Origin of the sequence: Pseudomonas phytophila (assembly GCF_025643095.1) — a bacterium.
GTDB classification, from domain to species: domain Bacteria; phylum Pseudomonadota; class Gammaproteobacteria; order Pseudomonadales; family Pseudomonadaceae; genus Aquipseudomonas; species Aquipseudomonas quasicaspiana.
On sequence record NZ_CP081201.1, the window covers coordinates 5,727,190 to 5,740,087 of the forward strand.

At 56.6% G+C, this 12,898-nt stretch carries 12 protein-coding genes; 2 read left to right on the top strand and 10 right to left on the bottom strand.

Features of this window, described 5'->3' with window-relative positions:
* Nucleotides 1-145 precede the first annotated feature (145 nt).
* Entirely contained in the window at nucleotides 146-337 is a 192-nt protein-coding gene (locus K3169_RS25915; protein ID WP_099269052.1) for a DUF6124 family protein, read from the top strand.
* Between the two features lie 290 nt (nucleotides 338-627).
* Here the strand turns inward: K3169_RS25915 and K3169_RS25920 are convergent, their stop codons facing one another.
* From K3169_RS25920 to K3169_RS25935, 4 genes are read right to left on the bottom strand one after another with little or no spacing between them, the layout of a single operon-like run.
* Nucleotides 628-1,794 carry a betaine/proline/choline family ABC transporter ATP-binding protein gene (locus tag K3169_RS25920; RefSeq protein ID WP_263268733.1) on the bottom strand — a complete coding sequence of 389 codons (1,167 nt, stop codon included), beginning with the start codon at nucleotides 1,792-1,794 and terminating at the stop codon, nucleotides 628-630.
* Nucleotides 1,791-2,444 (bottom strand): ABC transporter permease, encoded by a 654-nt coding sequence (locus K3169_RS25925; protein ID WP_027898181.1) that lies wholly within the window; start codon nucleotides 2,442-2,444, stop codon nucleotides 1,791-1,793. The genes K3169_RS25920 and K3169_RS25925 overlap by 4 nt, the downstream gene beginning before the upstream one ends.
* Before the next feature lie 13 nt (nucleotides 2,445-2,457).
* Nucleotides 2,458-3,366, bottom strand: coding sequence for a glycine betaine ABC transporter substrate-binding protein (locus K3169_RS25930; protein ID WP_263268735.1), 909 nt, complete (start codon nucleotides 3,364-3,366; stop codon nucleotides 2,458-2,460).
* A gap of 15 nt (nucleotides 3,367-3,381) precedes the next feature.
* Nucleotides 3,382-4,095: an ABC transporter permease gene (locus K3169_RS25935; protein ID WP_027898183.1), complete on the bottom strand. Its 714-nt coding sequence runs from the start codon at nucleotides 4,093-4,095 to the stop codon at nucleotides 3,382-3,384.
* A 344-nt stretch (nucleotides 4,096-4,439) separates the two neighbouring features.
* Between K3169_RS25935 and K3169_RS25940 the strand changes: the two genes are divergently transcribed.
* On the top strand, nucleotides 4,440-6,023 hold the full coding sequence (locus tag K3169_RS25940; RefSeq protein ID WP_027898184.1) for a peptide chain release factor 3: 1,584 nt from the start codon (nucleotides 4,440-4,442) through the stop codon (nucleotides 6,021-6,023).
* Nucleotides 6,024-7,054: 1,031 nt separating this feature from the next.
* On the opposite strand, the gene ggt is transcribed toward K3169_RS25940, so the two are convergent.
* From ggt to K3169_RS25970, 6 genes are all read right to left on the bottom strand, one after another.
* Nucleotides 7,055-8,722: a gamma-glutamyltransferase gene (ggt, locus tag K3169_RS25945; RefSeq protein WP_263268736.1), complete on the bottom strand. Its 1,668-nt coding sequence runs from the start codon at nucleotides 8,720-8,722 to the stop codon at nucleotides 7,055-7,057.
* A gap of 132 nt (nucleotides 8,723-8,854) precedes the next feature.
* Entirely contained in the window at nucleotides 8,855-9,769 is a 915-nt protein-coding gene (locus tag K3169_RS25950) for an IS3 family transposase (protein WP_231677976.1), read from the bottom strand.
* Nucleotides 9,685-9,981 (bottom strand): transposase, encoded by a 297-nt coding sequence (locus K3169_RS25955; protein WP_095096866.1) that lies wholly within the window; start codon nucleotides 9,979-9,981, stop codon nucleotides 9,685-9,687. The genes K3169_RS25950 and K3169_RS25955 overlap by 85 nt, the downstream gene beginning before the upstream one ends.
* A 230-nt stretch (nucleotides 9,982-10,211) precedes the next feature.
* Nucleotides 10,212-11,108: a LysR family transcriptional regulator gene (locus tag K3169_RS25960; protein WP_122705345.1), complete on the bottom strand. Its 897-nt coding sequence runs from the start codon at nucleotides 11,106-11,108 to the stop codon at nucleotides 10,212-10,214.
* 192 nt (nucleotides 11,109-11,300) lie between these two features.
* Nucleotides 11,301-11,885, bottom strand: a complete 585-nt coding sequence (locus K3169_RS25965) for an NAD(P)H-dependent oxidoreductase (RefSeq protein ID WP_263268738.1) — start codon at nucleotides 11,883-11,885, stop codon at nucleotides 11,301-11,303.
* Between the two features lie 140 nt (nucleotides 11,886-12,025).
* Nucleotides 12,026-12,787, bottom strand: a complete 762-nt coding sequence (locus K3169_RS25970) for a sulfite exporter TauE/SafE family protein (protein WP_263268740.1) — start codon at nucleotides 12,785-12,787, stop codon at nucleotides 12,026-12,028.
* Nucleotides 12,788-12,898 lie beyond the last annotated feature (111 nt).

Consider the following 12,898-nt stretch of genomic DNA (forward strand, 5'->3'; position numbering starts at 1 on the left):
ATCAGTCCATCAGTTATGGCGGCTGTGTGCAGGCAGACTTCGGTCTGGCCGGTTTCCCTTTGACTGGTCTCTCACCCTGTACACAGCTGCCACCCACTTCCGTGTGAGAGCGACAAGTGATGGCTCCAATCTAAAGGGATACATCATGACGAAAACCACCCTGGAACAAGACCTCCAACGCGTCAGCGACCTCCTCCGCTGCGCAGTCGCCACAGCCTACGAATCCAGCGACCATCTCACCGGCCAGAAACGCGACCTGGCGTTTTCGGTGGTGCACCTCGTCGAGATTGCGCAGGGGCTGGTTGAAAGATCGTTGGTTGGCGTGGAAACAATTTAATTGCGAAGCTGCAATCCATGTGGGAGCTGGGCTTGCCCGCGATAAACGATAACGCGGTGAGCCTGCTGAATCTGGCATCTGAATCGCGGGCAAGCCTCGCTCCCACATGGGAATTGCGTTCATCCTGTTGAACCCGCTTTAGCCGGGAGGACGTCCGGACATTCGCTACATGTTCTTCGTCAGGAATAAGCACTCCCGGCTGAAGCCGGTCCTAAGAGGAGGCGCAACGGTCGGTCCACGGGATGGGCTTCGCCACAAGCCCCGCGCCATTGCAGCGCGGGGCTTTTACATCAGGCCTGCGCGTCAGCCGCAATCTCAGCCGGCGAAACAATGCTGGTCTTGCCACCACGGGAACGCCCGGAGCTCAGGTATTCCGCAATCGATTCCTGTGTCACTTCGCCCAGGAACACGTTCTCGGCATCCAGCACCGGCAGCCAAGAGCGGTTGAATTCGTACATGCGCGACAGCAGGATGCGCAAGTGTTCGTCGTAGGCCGCGGTGGCGTTGAACTGACGCAGGAACGGCAGGCAGGTGCCGGTCTGGCGATGCAGGTCACGACGGCGCACATAACCCATGGCCTTGTTCTCGGCATCTGTCACGACAATGTGGCGACGGTCGTTTTCGTCCATCACTTCCAGCGCATCGGCCACAGGTGTTTCCGGGCTGACCGATGGTGCGTTGTCCGCAGCATCTTCGGCTTTGACCAACAGCAGACGCTTGAGCGTGCTGTCCTGGCCAACGAAGCTCGACACGAACTCGTCTGCCGGATGCGCCAGCAAGGTGTCCGGGTGGTCGATCTGCAGCAGTTTGCCTGCGCGGAAGATCGCGATCTTGTCGCCCAGTTTGATGGCTTCGTCGATGTCGTGGCTGACCATGATCACGGTCTTGTTCAGCGCGCGTTGCATCTCGAAGAATTCGTTCTGGATCATCTCGCGGTTGATCGGGTCGACCGCACCGAACGGTTCGTCCATCAGCAGCAAAGGCGCGTCGGCGGCCAGAGCGCGGATCACACCGATACGCTGCTGCTGACCACCGGACAGTTCACGCGGGTAGCGATGCAGGTACTGCTTGGGCTCCAGCTTGATCATGCTCATCAGTTCGCGAGCACGGTCGTGGCAACGCTTGGCGTCCCAACCCAACAGCTTGGGCACCACTACGATGTTTTCTTCGATGGTCATGTTCGGAAACAGACCGATCTGCTGAATCACGTAGCCGATGTTGCGACGCAGGGTCACTTCGTCCAGATCAGTGGTGTCTTCACCGTTGATCAGCACCTTGCCGGAGGTCGGCATGATCAGGCGGTTGATCATTTTCAGGGTGGTGGACTTGCCGCAACCCGACGGGCCGAGGAAGACGCAAATCTCGCCTTCGTTGACGGTGAGGCTGACCGAATCGACAGCCTTCACTTCTTTGCCGTTGCTTTGGAAAGTCTTGGTGAGGTTTTGAAGTTCGATCATTTCAGTAATCCTTTTGGAGTCAGCGCACGTTGCAGCCATTGCAGGAGAAGGTCAGCGATGATGGCCAGAATACTGACCAGTACCGCGCCGACGATCAGCATCGACATATCGCTGCGGCTGATTGAAGCAAGAATAAGTACACCTAGACCGCCAGCACCGATGGTGGCGGCGATGGTCATGACGCCGATGTTCATCACCACGGCAGTACGCACGCCAGCGAGGATCACCGGCACGGCGATAGGCAGCTCAACCATGCGCAGGCGCTGGCCGAAGGTCATGCCGATGCCTTTGGCGGCTTCGCGAATACCCGGCTCCACGCCTGTCAGTGCCAGATACGTGTTGCGCATGATCGGCAGCAGCGAATACAGGAATACGGCGGTGATCGCAGGCATCGGGCCAAGGCCTTGACCGAACTTGGAGTAGAACGGCAGCAGCAGACCGAACAGGGCAATCGACGGCACGGTCAGCAGCACGGTGGCGCTGGCCTGCAGTGGACCGGCGAGCGCCGGGAAGCGGGTCATCAACACACCCAATGGAACACCGACCAGAATCGCCAATGTCACCGCAATGCCGACCAGCGTGATGTGCTGCCCGGTCAGTTGAATGACCTGAGCCCAATCCAGATGGGAGAAGGCGGCAAAAATACTCATATCGTCTCCTTCCTTAGTTAAGTGGGTGCTGCTGCAGGAACTCTGCTGCAACTTTGGATGGGCTTTCATGACCGACGTCGATGCGAGCGTTGAGGTCGATCATGGTCTGGTTGTCCAGCAGATCAGCCAGTGGCTTGAGCAACGTGGCGATTTCCGGATGCTTGTCCAGATACTCTTGACGGATTACCGGGGCGGCGGTGTAGTCCGGGAAGTAGTGTTTGTCGTCTTCAAGCACTTTGAGCTTGAAGGCGTTCAAGCGACCATCAGTCGTGTACACCAGACCGGCAAACACTTGACCGTTGCGCAGTGCGGTATAGACCAGGCCGGCGTCCATCTGGCGAGTGTTCTCACGACCGAGATTCATGTCGTAATGCTTGACCATGCCGATCAGACCGTCGGAACGGTTGGCGAACTCGGTGTCCAGCGCTACGAGATGACCCTCTTTGACTTCGTCTTTGAGGACTTTGGTCAGGTCGGTCATGGTGTTGACCTGCGGATACTTGTCCGCAACTTTCTGCGGCAGCGCCAAGGCGTAGGTGTTGTTGAACTTCGACGGCGAAAGCCATACCAGGCCTATCTTGGCGTCGAGCTCTTTGACCCGTGCGTAGGTTTGCTCGCTGTCGAGTTTTTCATCGATATGGTTGTAATTAACCAGCGACACGCCGGTGTACTCCCAGATCAGATCCAGTTGACCGCTTTCCTGTGCACTACGTGCCAGGCTGCTGCCCAGACCACCCGTGACTTGAACGTCATAGCCCTTTGTACGCAGATACTGCGCAGTCAGTTCGGCTAGCAACGTTTGCTCGGTGAACACACGTGCACCCACGCGCAATACCGGCCCTTCCGTGGCGGCGTTGGCCACCTGGGCGAATCCTGCGAACAGCAAGGCAAAGCCCGCTATTAATGTGCATAACTTTTTCATTGGTATTCCTTTCGCTCAGCGAGTCAGGCCACGTTCCAGCCAGGTACGACTGGCAAGAGTCACCAGACCATCAAGCAGCAACGCCAGCAGAGCGGTACACGCTGCACCCAGCACCAGTTGCGGCTGATTGTTCAAGGCGATGCCCGGGAAGATCAGACTGCCAAGGCTGTTGGCACCGATCAGGAAGGCCAAAGGCGCGGTACCAACGTTGATGGCCAGCGCGACACGCACACCACCGACGATGATCGGTACGGCGTTAGGCAATTCGACTTGCCACAGGACTTGGCGCGGCGTCATGCCGATACCGGTGGCTGCTTCCTTGAGTGAACCCTGAACGTTTTTCAGGCCTTCGTAGGTGTTGCGTACGATGGGCAACAACGAGGCGAGGAACAGCGCGAAGATCGCAGGCCCGCTACCAATCCCGAGAATCCCGAGGGCAATGGCCAGAACGGCGAGAGGGGGAACGGTGTTACCAATGTTGAAGATCTGCATGAAGCGTTCGGCACGGCCAACCATGCTTGGTCGACTAAGGGCAATGCCCGCCGGGATCCCGACCACGAGGGCCGCCAACATTGAAACCAGAACCAGAATCAGGTGAGCTTGCAGATAGAACAGCAGGTCATCCTGGTATTGCTTGATAGTACTGATGCCGATCCAGTGGATCAGCAGGGCCAGGAGTGCGATTACAACCGCACCTCCAATCAGCCCCTTGCCATAGCGATTAGCCACAGGCGGACTCCTTATTTCAGTCGGCGAACGCGTTGCCGTGATCGACCCTTGCAGGTGATCAGGAATAACGTTCGCGAAGAGCAGCGGGTGGGTCGCCATTGAGGTTGCCCTCGGCGAAAACACAAGCCATTAGCGCAGCTTCGTCAAGCCAACATGCTGATGAATCAGCCCCTGAAGTTGGCCGTTTTACTGGCCTTGACGGGGGAATGGACGTCTCCACGACCCGAAAGGTTCCCACACAAGATGGTAATTGGCCACCGACCATGTGCTGAACGGTTCGGTTATTGCTATCAGATAGGCTATAATCTGCGCCCTTTTTTGACTCACCTGCCAGGCGATTTCCCATGACCCAACAGGCCGCCGAAGTCGCGAAACGCCGCACTTTCGCCATTATTTCCCACCCGGATGCGGGTAAAACCACCATCACAGAAAAACTGCTGTTGATGGGCAAGGCCATTTCCGTCGCTGGCACGGTGAAATCTCGTAAATCAGATCGTCACGCGACATCCGACTGGATGGAAATGGAGAAGCAACGCGGCATCTCCATCACCACCTCGGTTATGCAGTTCCCGTATCGCGATCACATGATCAACCTGCTCGACACCCCGGGCCACGAAGACTTCTCCGAAGACACCTATCGCACCCTGACTGCCGTCGACTCGGCGCTGATGGTGCTCGATGGCGGTAAAGGGGTTGAGCCACGGACCATCGCGCTGATGGACGTTTGCCGTCTGCGTGATACGCCGATCGTCAGCTTCATCAACAAGCTCGACCGTGATATTCGCGACCCGATCGAGTTGCTGGACGAGATCGAAGCAGTCCTGAAGATCAAGGCTGCGCCGATCACCTGGCCGATTGGCTGCTACCGCGACTTCAAGGGTGTCTATCACCTGGCTGACGACTACATCATTGTTTACACCGCCGGTCATGGCCACGAGCGCACTGACGTTCGTATCATCGAGAAGCTGGATTCGGACGAAGCCCGCGCTCACCTGGGCGACGAGTACGACCGTTTTGTTGAACAGCTGGAGCTGGTGCAGGGCGCTTGCCACGAGTTCAATCAGGAAGAGTTCATCAACGGTCAACTGACCCCGGTGTTCTTCGGTACTGCACTGGGCAACTTCGGTGTCGATCACGTACTTGATGCCGTTGTGAACTGGGCGCCGAAGCCTTTGGCCCGTGTTGCCAACGAGCGTACCGTCGAGCCCGTGGAAGAGAAATTCAGCGGTTTCGTGTTCAAGATCCAGGCGAACATGGACCCGAAGCACCGCGACCGTATCGCGTTCATGCGTATCTGTTCGGGCCGCTACGACAAGGGCATGAAAATGCGCCATGTCCGTTTGGGCAAAGACGTGCGGATCGGCGACGCGCTGACGTTCTTCTCCTCCGAGCGTGAAATGCTTGAAGAGGCCTATGCGGGCGACATCATCGGTTTGCACAACCACGGCACGATCCAGATCGGCGATACCTTCACCGAAGGCGAAAGCCTGGGCTTCACCGGTATCCCACACTTCGCCCCGGAACTGTTCCGCCGCGTGCGTCTAAAGGATCCGCTCAAGTCCAAGCAATTGCGTCAGGGCCTGCAGCAACTCGCTGAAGAAGGCGCCACTCAGGTGTTCTTCCCGCTGCGCAGCAACGACATCATTCTCGGCGCGGTCGGTGTGCTGCAGTTCGATGTGGTGGCAAGCCGCTTGAAGGAAGAATACAAAGTCGAATGCGCTTACGAGCCGATCACGGTGTATTCAGCCCGCTGGATCGATTGCGCGGACAAGAAGAAGCTCGAAGAGTTTGAAGTCAAAGCGGTGGAAAACCTGGCAATGGACGGCGGCGGTCACCTGACCTACCTCGCGCCAACGCGGGTTAACCTGGCTTTGATGGAAGAGCGCTGGGCAGACGTGAAATTCCGCGCTACGCGTGAGCATCATTAAGTAAAAGATGCGCGGTTCTGACACCGCGCCGCTTGAACATTGCATGAATGCCCGGACTGAAACCGGATTTTCTGTGGGAGCGAATTCATTCGCGAAGAGGGCAGACCTGAATAAAATCCGGGTCTGACACACCGCTTTCGCGAATGAATTCGCTCCCACAGGGAACTGCACCACATCCAGATTGGTAACTAACGCACCACCATCCCCACTCCCCTGCCCGCAGATCAGAGCGGGCGCTGGGCAGATGTGAAATTCCGCGCTACGCGTGAGCATCATTAAGTAAAAGATGCGCGGTGTAGCTGACACCGCGCCGCTTGAACATTGCATGAATGCCCGGACTGAAACCGGATTTTCTGTGGGAGCGAATTCATTCGCGAAGAGGGCAGACCTGAATAAAATCCGGGTCTGACACACCGCTTTCGCGAATGAATTCGCTCCCACAGGGAAATGCGCCACATCCACATCGATAACTACCGCACCACCATCCCCACTCCCCTGCCCGCAGATCAGAGCGGGCGCTGAGCGGACGTGAAATTCCGCGCTATGCGTGAGCGTCATTAAGTAAAAGATGCGCGGTTCTGACACCGCGCCGCTTGAACATTGCATGAATGCCCGGACTGAAACCGGATTTTCTGTGGGAGCGAATTCATTCGCGAAGAGGGCAGACCTGAATAAAATCCGGGTCTGACACACCGCTTTCGCGAATGAATTCGCTCCCACAGGGAACTGCACCACATCCAGATTGGTAACTAACGCACCACCATCCCCACTCCCCTGCCCGCAGATCAGAGCGGGCGCTGGGCGGATGTGAAATACCGCGCTACGCGTGAGCATCATCAAGTAAAAGATGCGCGGTGTATCTGACACCGCGCCGCTTGAACATTGCATGAATGCCCGGACTGAAACCGGATTTTCTGTGGGAGCGAATTCATTCGCGAAGAGGGCAGACCTGAATAAAATCCGGGTCTGACACACCGCTTTCGCGAATGAATTCGCTCCCACAGGGAAATGCGCCACATCCACATCGATAACTACCGCACCACCATCCCCACTCCCCTGCCCCGCGGATCCGAGGCTGTTTCCAGCTTCGTGCCGTCCACTTTGATTGCCTGCACGTTACCCATCTCCCAGCCCTGATCTTCGAGCGTGTAACCCATGGCTTTCAGCTCATCGGCAACCTTGCCAGTCAAAGGCGCGTGGGAATCGTAATAGATCGTATCCTTGGGCAATAACTGGTGATGCACGCGTTGCGCACCCACGGCTTCCTTGAGCGGGAGTTTGTAGTCGTAGATGTTATTCAGCACCTGAAAGATCGAGGTGAAGATCCGCGAGCCGCCGGGCGTGCCCAATACCAGCGTTACCTGACCGTCACGCGTCACCAGGCTCGGGCTCATCGACGACAGCATGCGCTTGCCCGGCTCGATGGCATTGGCGCTACCGCCCACTACGCCAAACGCATTAGCGACCCCCGGCTTGGAGCTGAAGTCGTCCATCTCATCGTTGAGCAAGAAACCCCCGCCCTTCACCACCACGCCACTGCCGTAATCCCAGTTCAACGTATAGGTATTGCTGACCGCGTTGCCCTGCTTGTCGACGATCGAGAAGTGCGTGGTCTGATGCGGTTCCAGCCCCGGTTTGACGTTTTCGGTTGGAGAGATGGCGGTCGGATTGATCTCATTCGCGCGCTTGGCCAGATAACTCGGGTCGATCAATTCTGCAACGGGGGCCTTGGTGAAGTTCGGGTCGCCCAGGTAATCAGCCCGGTCAGCGAACACGCGCTTTTCGATTTCCGCCAGCAGGTGAATGTACTTGGCGGAATTCAACGCCACGCCTTTGAAGTCATCAGCTCGCTGCTCTTTGATGCCTATCAGTTGCGCCAGCGCGACTCCACCTGAGCTGGGCAAAGGCGCGGTGTACAAGGTGTTGCCCTGCCAGTTGACGTGCAGCGGCTTGCGCCAAAGCGCTTTGTAATCAGCAAGATCCTGTTTGGTCACCAGACCTTTGTCATGCTCCATTTGCTTGACCAATAGATCAGCGGTCTCACCCTTATAGAACTCATCCGCACCCTTGTTGGCGATGCGTTCCAGGGTCTTGGCCAGCTCAGGTTGACGCAAGGTTTCACCAACTTTCATGCTGCCAAAGTAATCGTTGAAATTGGTGGTGCCCTTGAACAGCTCCAGGGCTTCCTGACGGTACATGTATTGTTTTTCAGCCACTTTGAAGCCGTTCTGCGCATAGCCAATCGCGGGGGTCAGCAACTCAGCCCACTTCAGCTTGCCGAATTTTTGATGCGCTTCCCACAGCCCCATAACCGTACCCGGCACGCCGACTGCGCGGGCACCGACCAGGCTCATGTTTTCGATCACCTCGCCTTTTTCGTTGAGGTACATGTTACGGCTGGCCGCTTTGGGCGCCGTCTCACGGTAATCGAGGAAGTACGGTTTGCCATTCATGAACAAGGTCATGAAGCCACCGCCACCAATGTTGCCCGCCTCGGGGTAGGTAACGGCCAGCGTGAATGCGGTAGCGACCGCGGCGTCCACCGCATTGCCGCCTTTGCGCAGCACATCGGCCGCCACCTTGGCACCGTACTCATCAGGCGACGCCACCGCGCCGCCCTCAAGCGTGACTGCGAATACTGAAGATGAACTGAAGATTACCACTGACAAAGCCAGTGTCTTGAACATAACCACTCGCATGAGGCTTCCTTAATGTGAAAGTCGGACGGGATTGATTAATGACCAGAGAGCGTATAAACGCAAATGAATGGATGAGATCCGTAGGAGCGGCTATGTAATGGTCCAGTTTTTTTGGACCGTTCCGTAGGAGTGTTAGGCCGCCAGTTTTTCGAAAACAGCTGGCGGCAGGTTATTCGAGGCAGAGTGGCAACGTCGATGGTTGTAGTGAGCAATAAAATCCATCACGTCTCGTTCTGCCTCGAAGTGATTCGAGTAACCGTTCTCAGGTGACCAATCGTGTTTCTGTGATCGGAAGTAGCGTTCCACTACCGCATTGTCCCAACAGTTTCCGCGCCGACTCATGCTCTGCACGATTTGCTTCTCGGCCAGATAGCTAACGAAGCGGTCAGCGGTGTATTGGCATCCCTGATCCGAGTGAAACACCAGCTCGGAAGAAGGTCGGCGCAGCCCCACCGCAAGTCGTAAAGCCTGCAATGAAAGCTCGGTATCGGCCGTCCTTGAAAACGCCCAGCCAACGATCCTGCGCGAGAAAAGATCCATCACAATTGCCAGGTACAGCCAACTACCACCGACACGGATATAGGTAATGTCTCCCGCCCAGAACGTGTTGGGATGTTCAGGGTTAAAGCGTCGTGCCAGCACATTGGGCGCAATGTTGGACGGTTTGGTAGCCCGTCGATAGTGCGCATGCTGTGCCCGACGCCTCACCAAACCCAGACTCTTCATCAAGCTGCGCATACGATGACGCCCCATTTGGACGCCTTGTGCCTTCAGCGCTTTAACAAATCCGCGACTGCCCAGCGCGCCTCGATGTTCTTTGTGCAAAAGCCGGATCTTCTTCTCTAACTGCGGCTCGATACTGCGTTTAGCTCGAGGCCGACGCATGGCGTAATAACTGCTGCGAGGTATGCTCAGTACGCAGCACAAGCGTCGAACCGACAGCTTCTTTGTAGCGCCCTCAATCATTTTCTTCGGCCAAACAGCACCTTTAGATGAGAGGGCAACTGCTTTTTTAAAACATCGTTCTCGGCCTCCAGCAGTGCCAATCTGGCCTGCAGCGAGTCGATGAGATCTTGATCCTGAGGCCGGGTAGTTTGCGCGGCTCCTACCTGCTCCTTGCGCCACCGTGAAACCCAGCGCCGCAACGCGGTAGGCCCTACGCCAGTCTGCTCACACGCTTTAGGCACTGAGTAATTCAACTCAACGACAAGGCGAATAGCCTCGGCTTTTTCTTCGGCTGTAACGACCCGAAATCCCATGATGCTTCCTTAGGTTGATACTCCTACATCATGGTCCATAAATATTGAGCCACAACACTACGGGGACGCGGTTATCTGACCAAAGTCGTAGGAGCGGCTTCAGCCGCGAGAGGGGCAGCCCATTCACCGCATTCCTTCAGCAATAACGCCCTCCCGGCTAAAGCCGGTCCTACGGGGACGCGGTGAGTATGGCCATATCGTAGGAACGGCTTAAGCCGCGAGAGGGCCCGCTAAACCACATACCCCTTCATCTTCTCCTGAATGAAATCCAGGAAGCATTGAATCCTCAGCGCCAGTTGCGAGTTGCGGTAATACACCGCATGGATCGGCTGACGATGACCACTGTTGGCGTTGGGCAGAATGACTTTGAGGCGACCGAGGCGGATGTCTTCGTGGGTCATGAAGTGCGACAGACAGACGATGCCCTCACCCGCCAGTGCCAGATGGCGCAAGGTCTCACCACTGGACGCGGAAATAGCGGGCTGGATCAGTAAACGATCACCTTCGGTATGGCGCAGCGGCCAATGGTTGAGGGTTTCGGTGTGGGTGAAACCCAGCAGTACGTGGTTGCTCAATGACGCTACGGTTTTGGGCTGACCATGGCGCTCAAGATAAGCCGGGCTGGCCAGAATATTCAGTGGGCTACTGCCCAGAAAACGGGCATGCAGCGTTGAATCAGCGAGGTTGCCGATCCGGATGGCGACGTCAGTACTTTGCTCCAGCAGATCGATGATCAGGTCGTTGGTGTTGAGTTCCAGCTGGATCTCTGGATAACGCTGACGAAACTCGGCCACGTAAGGTACGACCGAATGGAACATGAACGGCGATGCCGCGTTGATCCGCAAACGCCCGGCCGGGGTCTGGTGACGCAGTGACAGGCGCTCTTCGAGGTCTTCCATTTGCGCCAGGATCTGTCGGGCCTGCTCGAGGAAGTACTTGCCCTCTTCCGTCAGGTCCATGCGCCGCGTGGTGCGGTTGATCAGGGTGGTTTCCAGCTTGGCTTCGAGCCGCGACAACGTACGGCTGATGGCCGATGGCGTCTGCCCAATCTGCTCGGCCGCCGCAGAAATTGAACCGCTTTCGATGACTGAAACAAATACCTGTAATTCGTCAGACCGGGCTTTCATCCATGTACTCCGCTCGAAAATACGCGGGATATTAGCGCTATTTTGAGCAGGAGCTTAATGCCGACTGTGCAAATACTGTTGGAGCGCGGCTTGCCCGCGAACCTATCGACTCAACAAATCAGACACACCGCATTATCGTTCTTCGCGGGCAAGCCTCGCTCCAACAGGGCTTTACCGAGTTTTCAATCAGCTTTACCCCCCAAACACCTGCGCCAGATGCGCTTCGTAACGCTTCACGTCGTTCTCGATATTCGGCATCTTCATGACATCCACCGCCAGGAAAGTCGGCAAAGCGATCATGTCGAGAAACTCGTTGGCTTTGTGGAACGGGAAGTACACCGCGTCCACACCCTTGCCTTCAAAGAAATCAGTCGGGTCTTCGAACGCTTGCTGTGGCGCGTTCCAGGTAGCGGAAATCATGTACTGCTTGCCCTTGAGCAAGCCTCCACTGCCGTATTTCTGCGACGCATCGGAACGGGTACGACCATCGTTGGCGTACAGCGAACCGTGGCCTCCGGTGAAGACTTCGTCGATGTACTTCTTGACGGTCCACGGCGCGCCCATCCACCAGCCCGGCATCTGATAAATGATCACGTCAGCCCACAGGTACTTCTGCACTTCATCGATGATGTTGTAACCGCCGTCGATAAAAGTCTCTTTGACGTCGAACCCGGAGCGATCCAGGTAAGCCACCGCCGCTTCATGCAGGGTGGCGTTGTAACGGCCATCGGAGTGAGCGAATTGTTTGCCGCCGTTCAATAACAGAATTTTTTTCATGTGTTACCCCATCAAGTAAAAGGGAGGTTCATTAAATTTGATGGGCGAAAGATACAGGCTGGGGCTGGTCAGAATAAGGCCGGCAAGGTCAAATAACTTTTGACCCAGAAGCACGAATAAGCCTCACATTATTGAAACCGCTAGCCGAGCAAGAGATGTAAACCCAACGCTCCCATGCCGATAAAGAACACGCGTTTGAACACCTTCGCGCTGATCCGTTGACGCAGCCACTGCCCGACCCACATACCGAGCAGCGCGGGGATCAACGCCAGAACAGAAGCCCCCAGCTCGCCGCCACCCAGTGCGCCGTTCAAGAACAGACCACCGGCCAATGCCAGCGTGGACACCGTGAAGGACAGACCCAACGCCTGCACCAGCGCGTCACGCTCCAGCCCCAATGCTTGCAAGTAAGGCACGGCCGGGATCACAAACACCCCGGTGGCCGAGGTGATGATGCCGGTGACAAAACCGCAGGCAGGGCCAAGCCAGACTTCATGACGTGGCGCAATACGAAGGGTCGGTAAAAACAGACCGCTCAAGGCATAAAGCAATAAGGCCGCGCCTAACGCCCGGGTCATCAATGGGCCGCTGCTGATGCCGATGACCATGGACCCCAAGACCGTGCCCAGAGCGATCATCAGCAACATGGGCCAAAGCCGCTTGAGCAAAGGGATAAGATGCCCGCCAGTTATCAGTTGCCAGACATTGGTCACGGTCGAAGGAATGATCAGCAATGCGGCTGCCTGCGCCGGAAGCATAACCATCCCGAGCAACCCCATGGCCACGGTCGGCAAGCCAAGGCCGATGACACCCTTCACGGTTCCGGCGAGTAGAAAAGCCGCCATCACTAGTGCTGAAAGGGCCAGACCGAGTGTTTGATAGTGCTCGATAATGTCGTTCATGACGTTATATTGGCAGCACAGACCGTATTGGAAAATTCGCCATATACTGAGCCAGCCTTAGGCAGAACCGGAGGCTGTTCTGATAGTGCTTCAGCCCCGCGCTGTCTTCTG

What these genes read in the sequence shown, in the direction of transcription:
- K3169_RS25965 (WP_263268738.1), bottom strand. Translation starts at nt 11,885, where the DNA reads ATGAAAAAAATTCTGTTATTGAACGGCGGCAAACAATTCGCTCACTCC.
- K3169_RS25930 (WP_263268735.1), bottom strand. Translation starts at nt 3,366, where the DNA reads ATGAAAAAGTTATGCACATTAATAGCGGGCTTTGCCTTGCTGTTCGCA.
- ggt (WP_263268736.1), bottom strand. Translation starts at nt 8,722, where the DNA reads ATGCGAGTGGTTATGTTCAAGACACTGGCTTTGTCAGTGGTAATCTTC.
- K3169_RS25940 (WP_027898184.1), top strand. Translation starts at nt 4,440, where the DNA reads ATGACCCAACAGGCCGCCGAAGTCGCGAAACGCCGCACTTTCGCCATT.
- K3169_RS25960 (WP_122705345.1), bottom strand. Translation starts at nt 11,108, where the DNA reads ATGAAAGCCCGGTCTGACGAATTACAGGTATTTGTTTCAGTCATCGAA.
- K3169_RS25925 (WP_027898181.1), bottom strand. Translation starts at nt 2,444, where the DNA reads ATGAGTATTTTTGCCGCCTTCTCCCATCTGGATTGGGCTCAGGTCATT.
- K3169_RS25970 (WP_263268740.1), bottom strand. Translation starts at nt 12,787, where the DNA reads ATGAACGACATTATCGAGCACTATCAAACACTCGGTCTGGCCCTTTCA.
- K3169_RS25955 (WP_095096866.1), bottom strand. Translation starts at nt 9,981, where the DNA reads ATGGGATTTCGGGTCGTTACAGCCGAAGAAAAAGCCGAGGCTATTCGC.
- K3169_RS25915 (WP_099269052.1), top strand. Translation starts at nt 146, where the DNA reads ATGACGAAAACCACCCTGGAACAAGACCTCCAACGCGTCAGCGACCTC.
- K3169_RS25920 (WP_263268733.1), bottom strand. Translation starts at nt 1,794, where the DNA reads ATGATCGAACTTCAAAACCTCACCAAGACTTTCCAAAGCAACGGCAAA.